The organism is Brevundimonas sp. NPDC055812 (assembly GCF_053616535.1).
In genome coordinates, this window is record NZ_JBSHDX010000006.1 from 251,755 (window position 1) to 270,681 (window position 18,927).

The following is an 18,927-nucleotide window of genomic DNA, read 5'->3' on the forward strand; positions in this document are numbered from 1 at the left end:
TCAAGCAGCCCGAAGGGCGGTAGCGCACATAGAGAGGTCCCGTTTCTGCAGGACCTGAACTGGCGGCTGGAGGCGGCGGCCTTCCAGGGGCTGTTCGGCTTCCTGCGCCTGCTGGGCGTCGAACGGGCCTCGGGCTTCGGCGGCAAGCTGCTGCGGACGCTGGGGCCGCTGACCGGCACGCACAGGACGGTGACGCGCAATCTGAGGATCGCCTTTCCCGACATGGACGCCGCCGAGCGCGATCGTCTGGCTGTGGATCAATGGGAGCAGACGGGGCGGACCTTCGCCGAATTGGCGGTGATGGATCGACTGACGCCGGAGAGCGGGCGGATCGACATCGTCGGGCTGGAGCGGCTTCACGCCGTGCGCGACAGCGGCCGTCCGGTCGTGCTGATCTCGGGCCATCTGGCCAATTTCGAGGTCATGGCGGCGGTCATCATGTCGGCGGGCGTGCCGTGTCAGGTGACCTATCGCGCGGCCAACAACCCCTATGTCGACGCCCTGATCCGCCAGAGCCGCGAGCGTTACGGCATCAAGCTGTTTGCGCCCAAGGGCGACGGCACGCGCGAGCTGATGGCGGGGATGAAGCGCGGCGAATCTATCGCCCTGCTGGTCGATCAGAAATACAGCCAGGGCCCGGAGGTCGAGTTCTTCGGCCAGCCGGTCAACGCCTCGCCCGGCGCGGCGCGCATGGCGCTGAAGTTCGGCACGGTGATGCAGCCCCTGTCGGTGGTGCGCTTGCCCGGCGTGCGTTTCCGCGTGACGGCGCACGAGCCGATCGCCGTGCCCGACACGGGCGACAAGGCGGCGGACGTCCTGGCGGGCGTCCAGGCGGCCAACCGCTTCGTCGAGGATCGGGTGCGCGAGCATCCGGTCGACTGGTTCTGGGTCCACAAACGCTGGCCGCCTCAGGTCTATGAGGCGCTGCGGGCGTCGGACGCCTAATCCAGCACGCCGTCGCCGGCGCGGCGGAAGGGGCCGGCGTAGCCTTCGGTTCGGGTGCGGCGACGATCCGGGCCGAAATAGCTGGGCGAGCGCACGAACGGGCGGGGGCGCAGGATCACCGCTTCGAGACGCGTCAGCAGGGTCTGGGCCTTCACCGGCTTGGCCACGAATTCGGTGACGCCCGCATCGCGCGCCTCGGTCACGCGGCTTTTCTCGGAATGGCCCGTCATCATGATGACGGGCAGATAGGGATTGGGACTGTCGGCCTGGTTGCGGACGGCGCGGGTGAAGGCCACCCCGTCCATCGGCTTCATGCGAAAGTCGACGATGGCGATGTCGACGGCCTCTCGACGCAACAGCTCCAACCCGTCGGCGCCGTCCTCGGCCTCGGTCAGGCGGCCGACGCCGACGGATTTGAGCATGGCGGCGACGATGGCGCGCATATTGGGATTGTCGTCGACCAGCAGGACGTGGATCGAACTCAGGGCGGACATCTCAGGACACCGGAAAACAGGAACGCCGGAGGCCGTCCGGCGCGACACGAGGATGGGCTCAGCGCCCGGCGGCCGCCAGATACTCGCCCGGCCCGGCGTAGGCCTCTTGCCGCTCCACTGACCAATAGCGCAGGGCCGTCAGGGGAATGGCGGCGCCGCTGACGGCGCAGCGCACGAAGGCGCCGGCCGACAGGACGGCGAATTCGCCGTCGCCGTAGTGCAGGCTGGCGGTCTGACCCGCCGCCTGGCCCGGGTCCTGGGGAGAGGATTGCGTGCTCATGAGGCCATCATAGCGTGAAGCCTGTGCGGGACGAGAGGCGAATCGCCGTCATCTGACCGCTTCTCGTTCATAAGTTCGGATGTTTCATGTCTCGATCGCCCGCCGACATCCTCGCCGCCGGCGTCTTCGCCGCCGTTCTGGCCGCCGCGCCCGGCGCGGTCGCTCAGGAGACGCAAGGCCAGCGCCCGACCATCCGCGAATTGGGCCGGGCGCCGGGCGTCCTGTCGCCGGGGCCGCTGAACGCCATCACCGACGTGGCCGGGGTGAAGGTCGGGCAGGTGACGCTGCGCTCGGGCGACAACATCCGCACCGGCGTCACCGCCATCGTGCCGCACGAGGGCTCTCTGTTCCGCGACAAGGTCCCGGCCGGGCTGTCGGTGGCCAACGGCTTCGGCAAGCTGGCGGGCGCGACCCAGATCAGGGAGCTGGGCGAGATCGAGACGCCCATCGTCCTGACCAACACCCTGTCGGTGGCGCGGGGCATCGACGGCGTTCTGGACTGGATGCTGAAGCAGCCGGGGCATGAGGACATCCGTTCGGTCAACGCCGTGGTGGGCGAGACCAACGACGGCGGGCTGAACGACATCCGCGCCCGCGTCGTCACCGCCGCCGACGTGGTGCGGGCCATCGAGACGGCGACATCGGGGCCGGTGGAGCAGGGCGCGGTCGGCGCCGGGACCGGGACCATCGCCTTCGGGTTCAAGGGCGGGATCGGCACCAGTTCGCGCAAGCTGCCTGACAGCTTGGGCGGCTTCACCGTCGGGGTATTGGTCCAGTCGAACTTCGGCGGCGCATTGAGCATCGATGGAGCGCCGGTCGGGGTGCGGCTGGGCCGCTACTACCTGCGCGAAGAGGTGGAGAATGAGCGCGCCGACGGCTCGATCATGATCGTGGTGGCGACCGATGCGCCGCTGTCGGACCGCAATCTGGAGCGGCTGGCGAACCGGGCCTTCGCCGGTCTGGCGCGGACGGGGGCGGCGTTCTCGAACGGGTCGGGAGACTATGCGATCGCGTTTTCGACGGCGGAGGGCGTGCGGCGCACGCCTGAGCGGCGGATGGGGCCGGCGATGGTCGCGGACTGGCCCAACGATCGGATGTCGCCGCTGTTCGTCGCGGTCGCCGAGGCGACGGAGGAGGCCATCCTCAACTCCCTGCTGAAGGCGCAGACGACGACCTCGGTGATTGACGGCAGGGCGGTCACGGTCGAGGCGCTGGACATCGACGCGGTGAAGGCGGTGTTGGGCGAGACCGCCAGCCGTTAGGGCTCCGCCCTCTAAACCCGCTCATCCCGGCGGACGCCGGGATCCAGTAAGAGCGACGCGCTCGGTTCTCTGAAGACTGACGCCTAGTTTCCAAGCGCTGAGGTTGAAGCCAAAACACTGGGTCCCGGCGTCCGCCGGGATGAGCGGAGTTTTCAGGGGGTTAGAACAGGTCGCCCTGACCCGCCGGCGCGGCCTTCGGGCGCGGGGCGGGCTTGGGCGCAGGGACAGGACGCGGCGCCGCCCCCTCGCCGTCGATGGTCGCGCCCTTGGCGCCGTCGCCGAAGACGATCCGCACCGTCTGCCCCGGCGACAGGGCGGCGGCCGAGGCGATCATGGCGCCCTCGGCGTCCTCGATACGGGCGAAGCCGGGCTTGGGCCGCTTGGGGTCCAGCGTCGACAGCGCCCGCGACAGGGCGGCCAGCCGGGTTTCGTCGCGGTCCAGACGCCGCTTCATCGCCGGGCCGAAGCGGTCGGCATAGGCGGCCAGCCGGTCGCCGCGCCGCTCGATGGCGCGCTCCAGCAGGCCCCTGGACAGCCGCCCGGCGACGACCGCCAGCTGCCGCTCGTGCACGGCGACGTTGCGGTGCAGGCCCGAGCCGAGACGGCTGGCGGCATGGTCGAGGCGTTGCTGCGGCAGGGCCAGCAGGTCTTCGGGCCGGGCAGGCAGGCCGCGCGCGGCGGCCCGCAGGCGGGTGCGGCGGTCTTCCAGCATTCGCGCCCCGGCGCGCGACAGGCGGCCCTCCAGATCGCTGAGCGCCCAGCGCAGGTCGGCCAGGACGGGCGTGGCGATCTCGGCCGCGCCCGTGGGCGTCGGAGCGCGCCGGTCGGAGACGAAGTCGATCAATGTGGTGTCGGTCTCGTGCCCCACGGCCGAGATGATGGGGATGCGGGCGGCCGCGACCGTGCGCGCCAGGCCCTCGTCGTTGAAGCACCACAGGTCCTCGACCGAGCCGCCGCCGCGCGCGACGATCAGCAGGTCGGGGCGCGGGATCGGCCCGTCCGGCGTCATGGCGTCGAAGCCGCGGATGGCGTTGGACACCTGGCCGCAGGCGGCGTCGCCCTGGACCACCACCGGCCAGACGATGACGCGGCAGGGCCAGCGTTCGGCGATGCGGTGCAGGATGTCGCGGATGACGGCGCCGGTCGGGCTGGTGATCACGCCGATGGTCGCGGGGAAGGTCGGCAGCGGCTTCTTCTTCGCCGGATCGAACAGGCCCTCGTCGCGCAAGCGGACTTTCAGCCGCTCCAACTGGGCCAGCAGGGCGCCTGCGCCCGCCGCCTCCATGCTCTCGATCACGATCTGATAGGAGGAGCGCGCCGGATAGGAGGTGATCTTGCCGGTGACGATGACCTCCAGCCCCGTCTCGGGCTGGACGCCCAGGCCGCGCACCACGCCCTTCCAGATCACGCCGTCGATGGCCGATTTGTCGTCTTTCAGCGTCAGGTAGACGTGGCCCGAGGCGTGGCGGTTCACCTTGGAGATTTCGCCGCGCAGCCGCACATGGCCGAAGCGTTCCTCCAGCGTGCGCTTCAGCGCGAAGCTCAGCTCCGAGATCGACAGCGGCGGATTGTTGTCGCGGGCGGGCTGCGGGGCCGCGCCCTCGAAGGCGTAGTCGTCATCGGAGGTCATGGCGCGCACCCTAGCCGCAGCCGACGCCCCCGCAAAGACATCCGCCGGGGCGCCGCGACAAGCGTGGCGGAACGGGCGCGTCCCCGCGCGCGTTCGCGAAACATGGTGCAGTCCCCAGACCCGCCCTCGGAGGAGGCCATGGCCGACGACGTACCGCCCGATCAGGCGCGCGAGCGCGATCTGGCGCGGCGCAGTCACAATCCGGCGCTCAGCCCGTGGCTGGTTCTGGGGCTGATTCTTCTGGCCGGCGTCGGCGTCTATGTGGTGTCGGCCGTGATCTAGAGACAGGAGGGTTTGATGATGAGGATTTTGCTCGCCGCCGCCTCGACCGCCGCCTTGCTGGCCGCCTGTTCGCAGGCGCCGTCCAGGCCGGACAGGACGCCCGAGGCCTCGCCCGATGCCGCTTCGGCGCCGAAAACGGCGACCACGCCTGCGGCCGCCCCGGCAGGGGCCATGGCCCTGGGCCTGACCGTCGCGCAACTGGAGGAGGCCGATCTCATCACGTCGGCCGGCGTCGATCTGGGCGATGTCCAGCGGGTCGACCTGGACGCGTCGGGCGCGGTCACGGGCCTGATCATCGAGCCGGCAGGCGAGGGCGGGCCGCGTTGGGTGCGCATTCCGCTGGATGGTCTGACGCCTCGAAAGGAAGGCGACGACTACGACCTGGTGTCGACCATGACGCTGGAGCAGTTGAAGGCCATGCCCGCCTGGATGCCCTGATTTCCATGATCCTGCGTCCGCTAACCGTTTCCGGCGCTTGACCAGGACGGCGCGCGCGGCCATTCCGCCCCCATGAACATTCTGCTCGTCGGATCGGGAGGGCGCGAACACGCCCTGGCCTGGAAGATCGCCCAGTCGCCGCTGGTGGAGCGGCTCGTCGTCGCGCCTGGTAATCCGGGCATGGCCAGGCTGGGCGAGATGCGGCCCGACCTGAAGGCGACCGACGCTGAAGGTCTGGCGGCCTTGGCGCGCGAGATGAAGGCGGATCTGGTCGTCGTCGGCCCGGAATCGGCCCTGGCCGAGGGGCTGGCCGACCGGCTGCAGGCGGCGGGCATCCCCTGCTTCGGCCCGACCCAGGCGGCGGCGCAACTGGAGACGTCCAAGGCCTTCTCCAAGGCCTTCCTGCAGCGCCACGGCATTCCGACGGCGGGCTATGGCGTCTATGAGGACGTCCCCTCGGCCAAGGCGGCGCTGGACCGGTATTCGGCCCCCTATGTCATCAAGGCCGACGGCCTGGCGGCGGGCAAGGGCGTGGCCATCAGCCCCGATCGCGCCGACGCCGAGGCCGAGATCGAGCGGATGCTGGGCGGCCGGTTCGGCGCGGCCGGATCGCGCGTGGTGATCGAGGAATTCATGGACGGGGAGGAGGGCTCCCTCTTCGCCCTGTCGGACGGGACGCGGGCCGTGCTGTTCGGCGGCGCCCAGGACCATAAGCGCGCCTTCGACGGCGACCTGGGACCCAACACCGGCGGCATGGGCGCCTATTCGCCCGCGCCCGTCTTCACGGCGGCCTTCACCGAGGCGGCCAACGACCGCGTCGTCGTCCCGACCATCCAGAAGATGGCCGAGGAAGGCGCCCCTTATCGCGGCGTCCTCTATGTCGGCCTGATGGCGACGGCCGAAGGCCCCAAGGTGGTCGAGTTCAACGCCCGCTTCGGCGACCCGGAATGCCAGGTGCTGATGATGCGGTTCGACGGCGATGTCGTGCCGCTGCTGCTGGCCTGCGCGCGCGGCGACCTGACCCAGGCGCCTGCGCCGACGTTCAAGCCGGGCGTGGTGATCTGCGTGGTGCTGGCGGCCAAGGGCTATCCCGACAGTCCGCTGGAAGGCTCGGTCATTCGCGGCGCGGATCAGGACTTCGGCCCGCACGTCCAGGTCTTCCATGCCGGGACCAAGCTGCGCGACGACGGCGCCCTGGCGGCGGCGGGCGGTCGGGTGCTGAACGTCTGCGCCTATGGCGACGACGTGGCCCAGGCGCGCGAGCGCGCCTATGAGGCTATCGCCAAGATCGACTGGCCGGGCGGTTTCCACCGCACTGACATCGGCTGGCGGGCGCTGGAGCCGCGCTAAAATTACGTCACCCTCGGGCTTGCCCCGAGGACCCATGGCGGCCGTTAGGCGCGGCGGTTGGTTCTTATGACGCGCTCTTAAGCCCGATGCGGCGCCTGTAGAACGATAGGCCCTCGGAACAAGTCCGAGGGTGACGATCGTTATGTCAGGTCATCGCAAACAACAGCCGGCCTTCGCCCATGCGTTCGCGCAGGGGGATCAGATCGGCGTGGGACACGGAGAAGCAGCCGTAGGACCGGCCCAGCTTGCCCTGACGCGCCAGGAAGGCGGGGTCGGCGTAGTCGGCGCCGTGGATGATGATGGCCCGTTCGCGCGCCAGATTGTTGGAATACTCCAGCCCGTCCAACAGGACGTTCGGTCCCTGCTGGCTCCCCCAGCTGGCGCCCGCCGTGGCGTAGGCGCCGATGGAGGACATATGGCTGTCTGGGCGGTTGGAGAACTGCTGCGCATAGCCCGAATGCGCCGGGTCCGAGCCGCGCCCGTGGCTGGTCCGGTAGGCTGTGACCCAGCCGCCTTCCAGATCGACTTCGTAGAGCCGGTCCTCGCCCGAGAATTTCTGGAAATCGACCAGATACATCCGGTCGCGCTTCGAAATCTTGTGGCCGTGCACGTCCATGGCGGCGCGCGCGCGTTCGATCAGATCCTTGCGGACGACGCCGTGGGGATCGATCGTCGTCCCGACGTCCGTGATCTGGACAGCGGCCGGCGCTGCGTGATCCGGCAGGGTGGGAAGGTTTGGAGCCACGGCCCCGGCGAGCTGAAGGCTGGAGGTGGAAGCGGCGGAGGAGCACCCCGCCAACAGGGCCGATCCGCCCAGAATCAAGCCACGTCTGGAAAGCCGCATGCGACGCCCCTCGCACGGTTAAACAACTGTATCGGCTTGTTTCATGAACCGTCCTTGCAAAGCAACCTTGGCCTTGGCGGGAAGATTGGAACGGTTATGTTGCGCGCCTCAGTAACGGGAGGGATGAATGAAAAAGCTTGCCCTGATTGTGACCGCGGCCGTTCTGGCCGCGACCGGCGCCGAAGCGCGCCAAACCCCGGCGCCTGCGTCGGTTTCCGCTGAACAGCCGACGAAGTTCGTTCAAGTGGGGCGGCTTTTGGCCGATCCGGCCAGCGGTCGGGTCCTGCGTGATAAAACTCTCGTGATCAGAGGGAACCAAGTCGTCGAGATCCGCGACGGCTTCGTCGGCGAAGGGGACGTCGTCGATCTGCGCTCGGCCTTCGTCCTGCCCGGCCTGATCGACAGCCATGTCCATCTGACCTTCGAATCGAATCCGAATTCGCGCCTCGATGGACTGACGCAGTCCAATGCGGCCCAGGCGATGGTCGGTGCGCGATATGCGCGGCGCACGCTCAATGCGGGCTTCACCACGGTGGCCGACCTCGGTGCGACGAACGAATCCATCTTCGCCCTGCGCGACGCCATCCGCATGGGCGACGTGCCCGGACCGCGCATCATCGCCGCCGGTTCGGCCGTTTCGGTCCATGGGGGGCACGGCGACGTCAACGGCTATCGCGACGACATCCTGCACTTGATGTCGCCTGAGAGCATCTGCTCGGGTCCGGAAGACTGCCGCCGCGCGGTGCGAATGCAGGTGCGCGCGGGCGCCGACATCATCAAGATCACGGCCACGGGCGGCGTCCTGTCCAATACGGCAGCAGGCCTGGCGCAACAGTTCACCGAGGACGAACTGGCCTCTATCGTCGAGGTCGCCCATCGCATGGGCCGTCAGGTCACCGCTCACGCTCACGGGGGCGACGGCATCAACGCCTTCCTGAAGGCGGGCGGCGACTCCATCGAGCACGGCACCTATCTGGATGACGACTCCATCCGGATGTTCAAGGCGAACAACGCCTGGCTGGTGCCGACGCTGATGGCGGGGGATTTCGTCGCTCGCGTCGCATCCAGCCCCGACAACTTCTTCACTCCGGCCCAGACGGCCAAGGCGCTGGAAGCCGGACCCAAGATGCTGGACATGGCCGCGCGCGCGCACCGCGGCGGGGTCAGGATCGCGTTCGGCACCGACACCGGCGTCTCGGCCCACGGCGACAACGCTCAGGAGTTCGCCCTGCTGGTCCGCGCAGGACTGACGCCGCTTGAGGCGATCCAGGCGGCCACTGTCGGCGCCGCCGAGCACCTGCGCATCCAGAACGAAGCCGGGCGCCTGGCGCCGGGGATGCCGGCCGACCTGGTTGCGGTCAGCGGCGATCCGCTGACGGACGTCACCGAACTGGAGCGCGTGCGCTTCGTGATGAAGGGCGGCCAGGTCTTCCGGGCCGACTGATCCGACTGCCTAGAAAGAGGCCGCCGCTCAGTCCTTGTCGCGGGCGGCGGCCTTGGCGGCGCGCTCGGCCTGACCGCGCCAGCCATAGCCTTCGCCGTGCTTGCCGACGCTGACGAAGGTGGCTTCCTCGGCCTTGTGGAAATACTGCTCGGACACCATCCAGCCCTTGAAGGGCCGCAGCACCCACAGGCACATGGCCGCCAGGATCGGGAAGGTCACAAGGAAGTGGACCCAGACCGGCGGATGCAGGCTGAACTCGAAGATCATGAAGGCGATCATGCCGACGACGCCGACCGCGCACATGACGAAGAAGGCCGGGCCGTCGGCCGGATCGGCGAAGCTGTAGTCCAGCCCGCATTCAGGGCAGGATTCACGCAGGCTCAGGTAACCCTTGAAGACAGGGCCCTCGCCACAGCGCGGGCAGCGGGCGCGAAGGCCGGTCTTCAGCGGGCTGATCGGAGGATAGGCGGGATCGGACACGAAACGGTTCCTAGAAGAACGATGTCCATGATGTCGGCCGTTCGCCCTGGGGAAGCAAGCGGGTGTTTTGTCCTATCCGCGCGGATAGGCCCTGCAGGTCGGGCGAGTTAGGCCCCGTTAACCGCGATTAAAGCCCTTCGCGCGAGCATGCGCGCGATATGTCCGGGGCCCCCGCCAAGAAGCGCGTTCTGCAGACGACCGTGGCGGCCGCCGCGGCGGGCGTGGTCGTCTTCGCGCCCCTGGCGCCGGCGCCGTCTCTGGCCCAGGCCGGCGCGCCGGTCGAGATCCGCATCGGCGCCAATGCGGGCTTCACCAAGATCGAGTTCGCCGGGGTCGTGGGATCGCGCGCGCGGGTGCGCCAGGACGGCCGCACCGTCGTGGTCCGCATCGGCACGACCGCCGCCCCCGACGTCAGCCGCCTGCGCGTCGATCCGCCCAAGGGGCTGGAGAAGATCGAGACCCGCGCCGCTCAGGGAGCGACCGAACTGGTCCTGACCCTGGCCGAGGGGGCGGGCGCGACCAGCGGCGCCGCCGACGGCGCCGTCTGGCTGAACCTCTATGCGCCGGGCGCGCGCGCCGACGGTTCGCGACCCTCGCCCGTGCCGATCGGCGGGGCGGTGCCGGTGGCGGCCGAGGTCAAGGGCCAGCAGACGGTGATGCGTTTCGCCTGGAACGGGCCGGTCGGCGCCGCCGTCTTCCGGCGCGGCGAGGCGGTCTGGGCCGTCTTCGACCATGCCGCCCGCATGGAGATGAAGGGCGAGGGGCTGAACGGCGCCCGCTGGGCCGCCGGACCCGACTTCACCGCCGTACGCATTCCGGTCGAACCGGGTCAGGCCGTGGCCGCCCGCGCCGAGGGCTCGACCTGGGTCGTGACCATCGGCGGGACCGCGCCCTCGCCCAGCGGCGTGGACATCGAGCGTGACGACGCGGTCAAGGCGTCGCTGACCGCGCGCATGGCCGGGGCGACCCGCACCGTCTGGCTGACCGATCCGATGATCGGCGACCGCTTCGCCGCCGTCACCGCCCTGGCGCCCGGCAAGGGGCTGAAGACCGGGCGGCGCACGGTGGACGCGGGCTTCCTGCCTACCGCCCACGGCCTTGCGATCGAGACGCCGACCGACGACCTGAGCGTCACGGCCGACGGCGACCTGGTGACGGTGACGCGTCCGCGCGGCCTGACCCTGTCCTCGCCGACCGCCGGATTGGAGACGGCGGTCGAAGGCGCCGACGCGCCGCGCGCCGCGTCGCGTCCGGCCCTGATCCTGGCCGACTGGTCCGCCGATGCGGGCGAGGGCGGCTTCACCGCCCGTCATCGCGCCCTTCGGGACGCCGCCGAGCGTGAGAGCGGCCGCGCCGCCGAAGATCCGCGCGCGCCCATCGAGGCGCGGCTGGCCTACGCCCGCTTCCTGGTCGGGCACGGTCTGGGGTTCGAGGCGGTCGGGGTGCTGAACGCCCTGATCAAGCAGACGCCCGCCATGCAGGGCGTGGCCGAGGTGCGCGGCCTGCGCGGCGCCGCCCGCGCCTCCATCGGCCGTTTCGCCGAGGCCGAGGCCGACTTCTCGTCCGGCGCCCTGGCCGGGGATCCCTCGACCAAGGTGTGGCAGGGCTATATCGCCGCACAGCAGGGCGACTGGGCCAACGCCCGGCGGCTGTTCGCGGCCGGCGCGGGCGTGGTCGACGGCTTTGCTCCCGAATGGCGCGCCCGCTTCGGCGCCACCCACGCCATGGCGGCGGTCGAGACCGGCGACGCCGACGCCGCGCGCGAACTTCTGGCCTATGTCTTCAGCCAGCCGAACGTCTCGGCCCCCGACCAGCTGACCGCCCGCCTGGTGCAGGCCCGGCTGTTCGAACTGGACCATAACCCCGACCGCGCCCTGGCGATCTACAAGGCGGTGGCGCGCGCCCCGCTGGACGGCGTCGCCACGCCCGCGCGGCTGGGCGTCATCAAGCTGGAGATGGCCAAGGGGACGCTGAAGGCCGACGCCGCCGCCGCCCAGCTGGAGGCGCTGAAATGGCGCTGGCGCGGCGACGCGACCGAGCTGGCGGTGATCCGCACCCTGGGCGAGCTCTATCTGTCGCAGGGCCGCTATCGCGAGGCCCTGACCACGCTGAAGACGGCGGGGCCGAAGATCGTCACCCTGCCGGGCGGGGATCGGCTTCAGGCCGATCTCGACAACGCCTTCCGCGCCCTGTTCCTCGAAGGCGCGGCCGACGGCTTGCAGCCGGTGCAGGCGCTGGCCCTGTTCTTCGACTTCCGCGAACTGACGCCCGTCGGCGCCGACGGCGACGAGATGGTGCGGCGTCTGGCGCGGCGCCTGATCGACGTCGACCTGCTGGATCAGGCGGCGGAGCTGCTGAAATACCAGGCCGAGAACCGGCTGGACGGGGTGGCCAAGGCGCAGGTGTCGACCAATCTGGCCGCCGTCTATCTGATGAACCGCCAGCCGGAAGAGGCGCTGAAGGCCCTGTGGTCGTCGCGCACGACCTTGCTGCCCACGCCGATGAACCTGGAGCGCCGCGCGCTGGAGGCTCGCGCCCTGATGGAGCTGGGGCGCTACGATCATGCGCTGGAGGTGCTGGGCAAGGACGCCTCGCCCGCCGCGCGGGACGTGCGCGCCGACATCCTGTGGAAGCAGCAACAGTGGGGGGCGGCCGCCGCCCTCTACGAACAGCGTCTGGGCGATCGCTGGAAGGAGACGGCCGTGCCGCTCAGCGAGGTCGAGGAGACGCGCCTGATTCGTGCGGGCGCGGGCTATTCCCTGGCGCAGGACGCCGGCGCCCTGAGCCGCCTGTCGAAGAACTACGCCCGCTTCGCCGAAGGGGCGCGCTCGCCCGGCGCGATCCGGGTGGCGCTGGCGGGACTGGACGGGGCCGACGGCTCGGGCCGCCCGCAGGACTTCGCCGCCCTCAGCGCCGGAGCCGACGCCTACGCCGGCTGGATCACGCAGACCAAGGCCGAGTTCCGGGCCAGGACCGGCGCGGGCCAATAAAAGACCCCCCTCCCGGCGGGAGAGGGGTCTTTTGCGTCTATCCCCGCGAGGGGGATCGAACGCGCCTGAAAGGCTTAGCCGTTGACGGCGTCCTTCAGCGGCTTGGACACGCGGAAGCGCACGGCCTTCGAGGCCGGGATCTTGATCGTCGCGCCCGTGGCCGGGTTGCGGCCTTCGCGCTCGGCGCGCTCAGCCGTGTCGAACACGCCCAGGTTCGAGATGCGAACGTCGCCGCCCGACTTCAGGGACTTGTGGATGTTCTCGACAATGGCGGTCAGCACCTTGCCGGCGTCAGCTTGCGAAACGCCCGCGTCCTTGGCGACGGCGGCGATCAGTTCAGCTTGAGTGGTCATGAGGGTCGTTTCCCAATGGTGGTCGCCCGGAAAGAAGCGCCGGGCGAGGACCGGGGGATCAACGACGGTTTTTGCAGGCTTGGCAAGCCCGCATCGGCGCGAAGGCCTTGCAGGCTGGGGATTTATCCCGCTCCGGAGGCTCTCTGGAAGCTCTCGACAAGGCTTCCGGCGACCAGTCTCCACCCGTCCACCAGCACGAAGAAGATCAGCTTGAAGGGCAGGCTGACGACCACCGGCGGCAGCATCATCATACCCATGGACATGAGCACGCTGGCGACCACCAGATCGATCACAAGGAACGGAACAAAAAGAAGAAATCCGATCGTGAAGGCGGTCTTCAACTCGCTGATCATGAAGGCCGGCGTGACCACGCGCAGGGGCAGGTCCTGCACGTCCGCGGGGGGCTCCACACGCGACAGGCGAGTGAACAACGCCAGGTCGTCCGGCTTCACCTGGGCCAGCATGAAGGTTTTTACCGGTTCAGACGCCGCATCGAAGGCCTGAGGCAGCTCCATCTGCTGATCCATCAGGGGGCGGACCCCCGAATCATAGGCGTCCTGCCAGGTCGGAGCCATGACGATGGCGCTCAGAAACAGGGCCAGGGACACCAGGACGGCGTTCGGCGGCGACTGCTGCATCCCCAGCGCCGTGCGCAACAGGGACAGCACCACGACGATTCGCACGAAGCTGGTGGTCATGATGACGATGGACGGCGCCAGCGACAGGACCGTCATCAACCCGACCAGTTGCACCACGCGCTGCGTCAGGCCCGCGCCGGTCCCCAGGTCGATATTGATGGCCGAGCCGGTCTGAGCCGCTTCCTGCGCCAGCGCGCCCAGCGGCCAGATCAGGCACAGGGCGGTCGTGATCAGCGACAGCAGGGCCGCGCGTTTCAGTTCTGCGCGGGTCGGCGCGCCGAACAGGGCGGGGCGCTTCACTTGACGTCTCCCGGCTGGCGCGGCTCGATCAGTTCGCGGCCTTCGCCCAGCAGGATCAGCCGTTCTTCGTCGTCGACGCGGATCAGCACCAGGCGGCGCGAGGGGTCCAGCACCAGGGTCTCGACCACCTTCATCCGCCGCACCTGTCCCTGCGGCCCCTGGAAGCGGGCCAGGATTTCGGGCGCATAGCGGCGCGCCGCCCAGGCGGCCAGGCCGATGATGCCCAGGGTGATGGCCAGGCCGAAGATCGCCCGGAACAGATCGAGGAAGTTCATGCGTTCGCAGGCCCCAGACGCGACGGAGACGACGCGGACCGCCGCGACGCTTCGCCCGCATGTTTCAACGGACGTGGTTAACGGCGCGTTTAGGGATACGGGATATTAACCATGCAGGCGGCAAATTCTGCCGATCCGTTCGTCCGAGGGATTCGCGTGTCCGTCACCGACCTGCCGCTGCTGAATCAGATCAAGGGCCGCCTGGGCTGGCTGGACGACCGCCAGCGGGTGATCGCCCAGAACGTCGCCAACTCCGACACCCCCGGCTATGTCGCCCGCGACCTGAAGACGCCGACCGATTTCGCCGAGGCGATGCGGACGGGCGGCGGCCTTCGCATGACGGCCACCAACGCCCGTCACATCTCGCCGCCCGGTCAGGCGGCACGGTTCGAGGCGACGAATACGCCGGATTCCGAGACCACGCTGGACGGCAATTCGGTCGTGGTCGAGGAGCAGATGCTCAAGATGGCCGAGAGCCGCATGGCCTATGACGCCGCCATCGGCTTCTACCAGAAGTCGATGCAGATGATCCGCCTGGCGGCCAAGAAGCCCGGCGCCTGAAGGGGATTGAACCATGCCTGATCCGGTCAACAATCGCCCCGTAACGCCCCGCAACACCGCCATGGCCGTCGCCTCGACCGCGCTGAAGGCGCAGCAGTCGCGGATGCGCATCATCGCCGAGAACATCGCCAACGCGGAATCCACGGCCAACGTTGCGGGCGGCCAGCCTTATCGCCGCCAGACGCCAGTGTTCCAGGCCCGCAACGTCGACGGCGCGACCGGCGTGGTCCTGGCCGAGGTGCGGCCGGACCAGAGCGACTTCCGCATGGATTACGACCCCTCGCACCCGGCGGCGAACGCGGAGGGCTATGTCCAGCGGCCCAACGTCGACACCCTGGTCGAGGCCATGGACATGCGCGAGGCGCAGCGCGCCTATGAGGCCAACCTGAACGTCATCGAGACGGCGCGGAACATGGAGTCCCGCACCCTCGACATCATCAAGAAATAAGAGGGGCTAGGGCATGAATCCCATCATGGCCGCCCGCGCCTACGCCGCCGTTCAGGGCGGGGGCGGGGTCAATGTCGCCACCTCGGCCAATGCAGCCGCCTCGACGGGGCCTAATGCAGCGGGGGGCTTTGCGGACCTGCTGCAGAACGTCATGACGCAGACGACGCAGGCGACCCGCGCGGCCGAAACCCAGATGGCCCAGTCGGTGCAGGGGCAGGGCAATCTGATCGACGTCGTCACCGCCATCTCCTCGGCTGAGGCCTCGCTGGAGACGGTCATGGCCGTGCGCGACCAGGTGATTTCGGCCTATCAGGAAATCATGCGGATGCCGATCTGACGGCGCCTTGCGGTCAGAACCCCAGTTCCGCCCTCAGCGCTTCGGGCGTCAGCCTGCTCTCTCTCAGTTCAGCCAGAGTGACCGAGCGGTCGCGCTTGGCGTACCGGCGGCCGTCCGGCCCGGCCAGCAGGCGGTGGTGGCGATAGACGGGCGCGGGCCAGTCCATCAGCGCCTGGATCAGCCGCTGGATATGCGTCGCCTCGAACAGATCCTGGCCCCGGATGACATGGCTGATCCCCTGCAGGTCGTCGTCGTGCGTCACGGCCAGATGATAGGCGGTCCCGGCGTCCTTGCGCGCCAGCACCACGTCCCCCGCCGTCTCGGGGCGCGCCTTGACCATGCCGGTCTCGCCATCGGGGCCTGAGCCTTCCTCGATGAAGCTGAGTGCGTCCCAGGCCGCGCCGCCCAGCGCCTCCTTCGCCCGATCCAGCGACAGTCGCCAGGCGAAAGGGCGTCCTTCGGACAGCAGGCGCGCCTCTTCCTCGGCCGGATGCGGGCCGGGGCGAGCGGCCTCGGCCGGGCCGTGAGGCGCATCGCCGATGGCGTCCAATATCTCCTTGCGGGTGCGGAAGCAGCGATAGAGCAGGCCGCGCCGGTTCAGCGCCTCGACCACGGCGGCGTAGGCGGCCAGATGATCGGACTGGCGCCGCACCGGCGTCTCCCAGTCCAGCCCCAGCCAGGCCAGGTCTTCGTAGATGGCCGCCTCGAACTCGGGCCTGCATCGCGTCGGATCGATGTCCTCTATCCGCAACACGAAGCGCCCGCCCACATCCTTCGCTGCGCGCCAGGCCGTCAGGGCCGAAAAGGCGTGCCCCCTGTGCAGGCGGCCGGTGGGCGAGGGGGCGAAGCGGGTGGCGAACATGGAGACAGACTAGCGGTTTCCGGCCGTGGTCAGAACCGGGCGGCGAACGGCTCTTTTCGAGGGATGGGGCGCAGGCCTAGCATGGCGTCATGGCTCTTGCTCCGTCTCCCGCCTCCGTCGCCGCCGCCCGCGAGGCTCTGGCCGCCGCCGATCCGGCGCTGGCCAAGGCGCACGCCTCGACGCCCGTGTTCGAATGGCGGTTGCGGCCGGGCGGCTATGAGGGCTTGTTCCGCATGATCGTCGAGCAGCAGGTGTCGGTGGCGGCGGCGGCCTCGATCTGGAAACGGGTGGTCGACGGGCTGGACGGGCAGGTGACGCCCGAGGCCGTGCTGGCGCGCGATGTCGAGACGCTGCGCACCTTCGGCCTGTCGGGACAGAAGGCGAAGTACGGCCATGAGATCGCCCGCGCCCAGACCGAGGGTCACATCGACTTCGACCATTTGGAGCGGTTGGACGACGTGGAGGCCATCGCCGCCCTGGTCGCCATCAAGGGGGTGGGCAAATGGACGGCCGAGACCTTCCTGATGTTCTGCGAGGGGCGGCTCGACGTCTTTCCCGGCGGGGATGTAGCCCTCCAAGAGGCGATGCGCTGGGCCGACCGCGCCGAGGCCCGTCCGAACGAGAAACAGGCCTATGCCCGCGCCGAGATCTGGCGGCCGCATCGCGGGGTGGCGGCGCATTTGCTCTGGGGGTGGTATGGTGGCGTTCGGCGCGGCGAGATCGCGCTGGACGAGGGCGCCTGACCCTCGTCTTCACCAAGGCCGGGGGCGACCCCGAAGACGGCGCCGCGTGGCGCCCTGGGGATGATGACGATGTTGGAGCCGATCGCGGGCGCAGACCTGGTTCGTCCGACTGCGGTGCTGCCGCTGCTGGATTTCGCGGGCGTGGCCGTGTTCGCCGCCACCGGCGCCCTGGCCGCCGCGCGCGAGAAGCATGACGTCCTGACCTTCGCCTTCTTCGCCGCCGTCACCGGCATGGGCGGCGGCACCCTGCGCGACCTGCTGATCGGGGCGCCGGTGTTCTGGGTGCAGGACTGGCGCTATGTCGCCGTCTGCATGGTGGCGGCGGTCGGCTTCTGGATGCTGGGTTCGCGGTCGTGGCGTTTCCGCGCCCTGCTGTGGCTGGATGCGGTGGGGTTGGCGGCCTATGGCGTCATGGGGGCGGCCAAGGCGGCGACCTATGGCGTGACGCCTCTGATCTGCATCGTCATGGGCGTGCTGACGGCCTGTTTCGGCGGCATCGTGCGCGACGTGCTGGCGCACCAGCCTTCCATCCTGCTGCGGCGCGAACTGAACATCACCGCGGCTCTGGTGTCGGCGGCCCTGTTCGTCGGGCTGAAGGCCCTGAGTCTGCCGACATGGCCCGCCGTGGCGGTGGCCGTCGTGGCCGGGTTCGGCGTGCGCGCAGGCGCCCTGAAGTGGGGCTGGAGCCTGCCCGCCTTCCCGACCGCCGCGTCGCGCTATTGAGGCTGTCCATGAGCGAGATTCCCGTCGCCTATGCCGCCGCGCCGCGCTGGGCTTTCGGCGACAGCCCTGAACTGGCGGACGAACTGCTGGCCCTGGTGCTGGCCGGCGGCAAGCGCGCGACCTGTTCGTCGCTGGCGTCATGCGAGGCCGACATCATGCCGACCGTGGGCGAGGTCAGCGTCATTCTGGACGGCGCGGGCGTCCCGCGATGTGTGATCCGCACGACCGAAGTCGAGATCATGCCTTTCGAGCAGGTCAGCGAGGACTTCGCTCGCGCCGAGGGGGAGGGCGACCTGACCTATGCGTGGTGGCGCGACGCGCACGAGGCCTACTATCGCCGCGAAGGCAGTTGGGCGCCGGGGATGAAGGTGGTCTGCGAACGCTTTGAACTGGTCGAGGCCTTCTGATCGCGCCGTCACGAAAACTCCTCACGCCGGTCATGGCGATGCGTGGGAATCAGGCGTAGGATTTTCGTCAGCAGACCAAGGAAGGAGACGTGTCTTCAGTCCTGTCGCGTCGATAACCCCCCGTATGAGCGGGAGGGCCTGATGCAGGTCCTGACCCGCCCGCCGGCCGGCTTTCCAGCCTTGGTGCTGAACGCCGATTTCAGGCCCTTGTCCTACTTCCCCCTGTCGCTCTGGCCCTGGGAAGAGGTGGTCAAGGCTGTGTGGCAGGACCGCGTCGACGTGGTCGCCACCTATGACAAGGTCGTCCGCAGTCCTTCGCTGGAGATGCAACTGCCCAGCGTGGTCTGCCTGAAGTCCTATGTGGATCAGGACCGCAAGCCGGCCTTCACCCGCTTCAACGTCTTCCTGCGCGACGGTTTCGCCTGCCAGTATTGCGGCGAGCCTGGCACGTCCCAGGATCTGACCTTCGACCACGTCATCCCGCGCTCGCGTGGCGGGCGCACGACGTGGCAGAACATCGTCGCCGCCTGCGGTCCCTGCAACCTGCGCAAGGGCGGCCGCACGCCCGGTCAGGCGCACATGCCCCTGCGCCGCACCGCCCACCAGCCCAGCGCCTGGCAGCTTCAGCAGGCGGGGCGGCGCTTTCCGCCCCACTTCCTGCACCAGAGCTGGCTCGACTACCTCTACTGGGACATCGAGCTGGAGCCCTAGCGCGTCGCTGGTTTCACCCGGCGGAGTAGCTGGTTTTGGTCAGAGTGTAGAAGTCTGCGGCGGCGAAGCCCTGTTCGCGGGGGCCGTAGCTGGACTTCTTCGTGCCGCCGAAGGGGACGTGGTAATCGAC

24 protein-coding genes are annotated in these 18,927 nt (G+C 69.4%); 14 read left to right on the forward strand and 10 right to left on the reverse strand.

From position 1 onward, the window contains the following. The first annotated feature begins 45 nt into the window (after positions 1 to 45). Entirely contained in the window at positions 46 to 945 is a 900-nt protein-coding gene (locus ACWGL1_RS12170; RefSeq protein ID WP_452112148.1) for a lysophospholipid acyltransferase family protein, read from the forward strand. Here ACWGL1_RS12170 and ACWGL1_RS12175 read toward each other — a convergent pair. Further along, positions 942 to 1,439 (reverse strand): response regulator, encoded by a 498-nt coding sequence (locus tag ACWGL1_RS12175; RefSeq protein ID WP_452112140.1) that lies wholly within the window; start codon positions 1,437 to 1,439, stop codon positions 942 to 944. The two genes, ACWGL1_RS12170 and ACWGL1_RS12175, sit on opposite strands and share 4 nt — an antisense overlap. A 58-nt stretch (positions 1,440 to 1,497) precedes the next feature. Then, positions 1,498 to 1,719, reverse strand: a complete 222-nt coding sequence (locus tag ACWGL1_RS12180; RefSeq protein WP_123154994.1) for a DUF2093 domain-containing protein — start codon at positions 1,717 to 1,719, stop codon at positions 1,498 to 1,500. Between the two features lie 86 nt (positions 1,720 to 1,805). Here ACWGL1_RS12180 and ACWGL1_RS12185 point away from each other — a divergent pair, with 86 nt between their 5' ends. After that, entirely contained in the window at positions 1,806 to 2,981 is a 1,176-nt protein-coding gene (locus ACWGL1_RS12185) for a DmpA family aminopeptidase (protein WP_291779812.1), read from the forward strand. 160 nt (positions 2,982 to 3,141) lie between these two features. On the opposite strand, the gene xseA is transcribed toward ACWGL1_RS12185, so the two are convergent. Further along, complete coding sequence (gene xseA / locus ACWGL1_RS12190) at positions 3,142 to 4,611, reverse strand: exodeoxyribonuclease VII large subunit (protein ID WP_452112141.1); 1,470 nt, start codon at positions 4,609 to 4,611, stop codon at positions 3,142 to 3,144. A gap of 138 nt (positions 4,612 to 4,749) precedes the next feature. Between xseA and ACWGL1_RS12195 the strand changes: the two genes are divergently transcribed. The 3 genes from ACWGL1_RS12195 to purD all read left to right on the forward strand — a co-directional run bounded on the left by ACWGL1_RS12195 (position 4,750) and on the right by purD (position 6,681). Continuing rightward, positions 4,750 to 4,893, forward strand: a complete 144-nt coding sequence (locus ACWGL1_RS12195) for a hypothetical protein (protein WP_291779819.1) — start codon at positions 4,750 to 4,752, stop codon at positions 4,891 to 4,893. A 15-nt stretch (positions 4,894 to 4,908) separates the two neighbouring features. After that, entirely contained in the window at positions 4,909 to 5,331 is a 423-nt protein-coding gene (locus tag ACWGL1_RS12200; protein ID WP_291779822.1) for a PRC-barrel domain-containing protein, read from the forward strand. A gap of 72 nt (positions 5,332 to 5,403) precedes the next feature. Then, positions 5,404 to 6,681 (forward strand): phosphoribosylamine--glycine ligase, encoded by a 1,278-nt coding sequence (purD, locus tag ACWGL1_RS12205; protein WP_452112142.1) that lies wholly within the window; start codon positions 5,404 to 5,406, stop codon positions 6,679 to 6,681. A gap of 145 nt (positions 6,682 to 6,826) precedes the next feature. On the opposite strand, the gene ACWGL1_RS12210 is transcribed toward purD, so the two are convergent. Continuing rightward, on the reverse strand, positions 6,827 to 7,525 hold the full coding sequence (locus tag ACWGL1_RS12210; protein ID WP_452112143.1) for a murein L,D-transpeptidase catalytic domain-containing protein: 699 nt from the start codon (positions 7,523 to 7,525) through the stop codon (positions 6,827 to 6,829). 127 nt (positions 7,526 to 7,652) lie between these two features. Between ACWGL1_RS12210 and ACWGL1_RS12215 the strand changes: the two genes are divergently transcribed. Next, on the forward strand, positions 7,653 to 8,969 hold the full coding sequence (locus ACWGL1_RS12215) for a metal-dependent hydrolase family protein (RefSeq protein WP_291779831.1): 1,317 nt from the start codon (positions 7,653 to 7,655) through the stop codon (positions 8,967 to 8,969). A 27-nt stretch (positions 8,970 to 8,996) separates the two neighbouring features. On the opposite strand, the gene ACWGL1_RS12220 is transcribed toward ACWGL1_RS12215, so the two are convergent. After that, positions 8,997 to 9,449: a DUF983 domain-containing protein gene (locus ACWGL1_RS12220; RefSeq protein WP_312220387.1), complete on the reverse strand. Its 453-nt coding sequence runs from the start codon at positions 9,447 to 9,449 to the stop codon at positions 8,997 to 8,999. Between the two features lie 158 nt (positions 9,450 to 9,607). Between ACWGL1_RS12220 and ACWGL1_RS12225 the strand changes: the two genes are divergently transcribed. After that, positions 9,608 to 12,439 (forward strand): tetratricopeptide repeat protein, encoded by a 2,832-nt coding sequence (locus ACWGL1_RS12225; RefSeq protein ID WP_338578074.1) that lies wholly within the window; start codon positions 9,608 to 9,610, stop codon positions 12,437 to 12,439. A gap of 74 nt (positions 12,440 to 12,513) precedes the next feature. Here the strand turns inward: ACWGL1_RS12225 and ACWGL1_RS12230 are convergent, their stop codons facing one another. The 3 genes from ACWGL1_RS12230 to ACWGL1_RS12240 all read right to left on the reverse strand — a co-directional run bounded on the left by ACWGL1_RS12230 (position 12,514) and on the right by ACWGL1_RS12240 (position 14,005). Further along, complete coding sequence (locus ACWGL1_RS12230; protein ID WP_003165927.1) at positions 12,514 to 12,792, reverse strand: HU family DNA-binding protein; 279 nt, start codon at positions 12,790 to 12,792, stop codon at positions 12,514 to 12,516. 122 nt (positions 12,793 to 12,914) lie between these two features. Beyond that, positions 12,915 to 13,730 (reverse strand): flagellar type III secretion system pore protein FliP, encoded by an 816-nt coding sequence (fliP, locus tag ACWGL1_RS12235; RefSeq protein WP_338578075.1) that lies wholly within the window; start codon positions 13,728 to 13,730, stop codon positions 12,915 to 12,917. Beyond that, positions 13,727 to 14,005, reverse strand: coding sequence for a FliO/MopB family protein (locus ACWGL1_RS12240; protein ID WP_338578076.1), 279 nt, complete (start codon positions 14,003 to 14,005; stop codon positions 13,727 to 13,729). Before ACWGL1_RS12240 ends, fliP begins: the two co-directional genes overlap by 4 nt. A gap of 156 nt (positions 14,006 to 14,161) precedes the next feature. Between ACWGL1_RS12240 and flgB the strand changes: the two genes are divergently transcribed. Genes flgB through fliE form a run of 3 tightly spaced genes read left to right on the forward strand, consistent with a single transcriptional unit; the run spans position 14,162 to position 15,351 of the window. Continuing rightward, positions 14,162 to 14,566 (forward strand): flagellar basal body rod protein FlgB, encoded by a 405-nt coding sequence (gene flgB, locus ACWGL1_RS12245; protein WP_338578077.1) that lies wholly within the window; start codon positions 14,162 to 14,164, stop codon positions 14,564 to 14,566. Positions 14,567 to 14,579: 13 nt separating this feature from the next. Further along, positions 14,580 to 15,014, forward strand: coding sequence for a flagellar basal body rod protein FlgC (gene flgC / locus ACWGL1_RS12250; protein ID WP_338578078.1), 435 nt, complete (start codon positions 14,580 to 14,582; stop codon positions 15,012 to 15,014). A 13-nt stretch (positions 15,015 to 15,027) separates the two neighbouring features. Then, on the forward strand, positions 15,028 to 15,351 hold the full coding sequence (fliE, locus tag ACWGL1_RS12255) for a flagellar hook-basal body complex protein FliE (protein WP_338578079.1): 324 nt from the start codon (positions 15,028 to 15,030) through the stop codon (positions 15,349 to 15,351). Positions 15,352 to 15,364: 13 nt separating this feature from the next. Here the strand turns inward: fliE and gluQRS are convergent, their stop codons facing one another. Then, positions 15,365 to 16,213 carry a tRNA glutamyl-Q(34) synthetase GluQRS gene (gene gluQRS / locus ACWGL1_RS12260; RefSeq protein WP_338578080.1) on the reverse strand — a complete coding sequence of 283 codons (849 nt, stop codon included), beginning with the start codon at positions 16,211 to 16,213 and terminating at the stop codon, positions 15,365 to 15,367. 89 nt (positions 16,214 to 16,302) lie between these two features. Here gluQRS and ACWGL1_RS12265 point away from each other — a divergent pair, with 89 nt between their 5' ends. The 4 genes from ACWGL1_RS12265 to ACWGL1_RS12280 all read left to right on the forward strand — a co-directional run bounded on the left by ACWGL1_RS12265 (position 16,303) and on the right by ACWGL1_RS12280 (position 18,797). After that, the gene (locus ACWGL1_RS12265; RefSeq protein WP_338578081.1) at positions 16,303 to 16,956 is read left to right on the forward strand and encodes a DNA-3-methyladenine glycosylase family protein; all 654 of its coding nucleotides are present in this window, start codon (positions 16,303 to 16,305) and stop codon (positions 16,954 to 16,956) included. A 60-nt stretch (positions 16,957 to 17,016) separates the two neighbouring features. Then, positions 17,017 to 17,679: a trimeric intracellular cation channel family protein gene (locus ACWGL1_RS12270; RefSeq protein WP_338578082.1), complete on the forward strand. Its 663-nt coding sequence runs from the start codon at positions 17,017 to 17,019 to the stop codon at positions 17,677 to 17,679. A gap of 8 nt (positions 17,680 to 17,687) precedes the next feature. Continuing rightward, positions 17,688 to 18,086, forward strand: coding sequence for an ASCH domain-containing protein (locus tag ACWGL1_RS12275; RefSeq protein WP_338578083.1), 399 nt, complete (start codon positions 17,688 to 17,690; stop codon positions 18,084 to 18,086). Between the two features lie 138 nt (positions 18,087 to 18,224). Then, the gene (locus ACWGL1_RS12280; protein ID WP_452112149.1) at positions 18,225 to 18,797 is read left to right on the forward strand and encodes an HNH endonuclease; all 573 of its coding nucleotides are present in this window, start codon (positions 18,225 to 18,227) and stop codon (positions 18,795 to 18,797) included. A 13-nt stretch (positions 18,798 to 18,810) separates the two neighbouring features. On the opposite strand, the gene ACWGL1_RS12285 is transcribed toward ACWGL1_RS12280, so the two are convergent. Next, the coding region (locus tag ACWGL1_RS12285; RefSeq protein ID WP_452112150.1) for a hypothetical protein at positions 18,811 to 18,927 on the reverse strand (117 nt) is incomplete at its 5' end.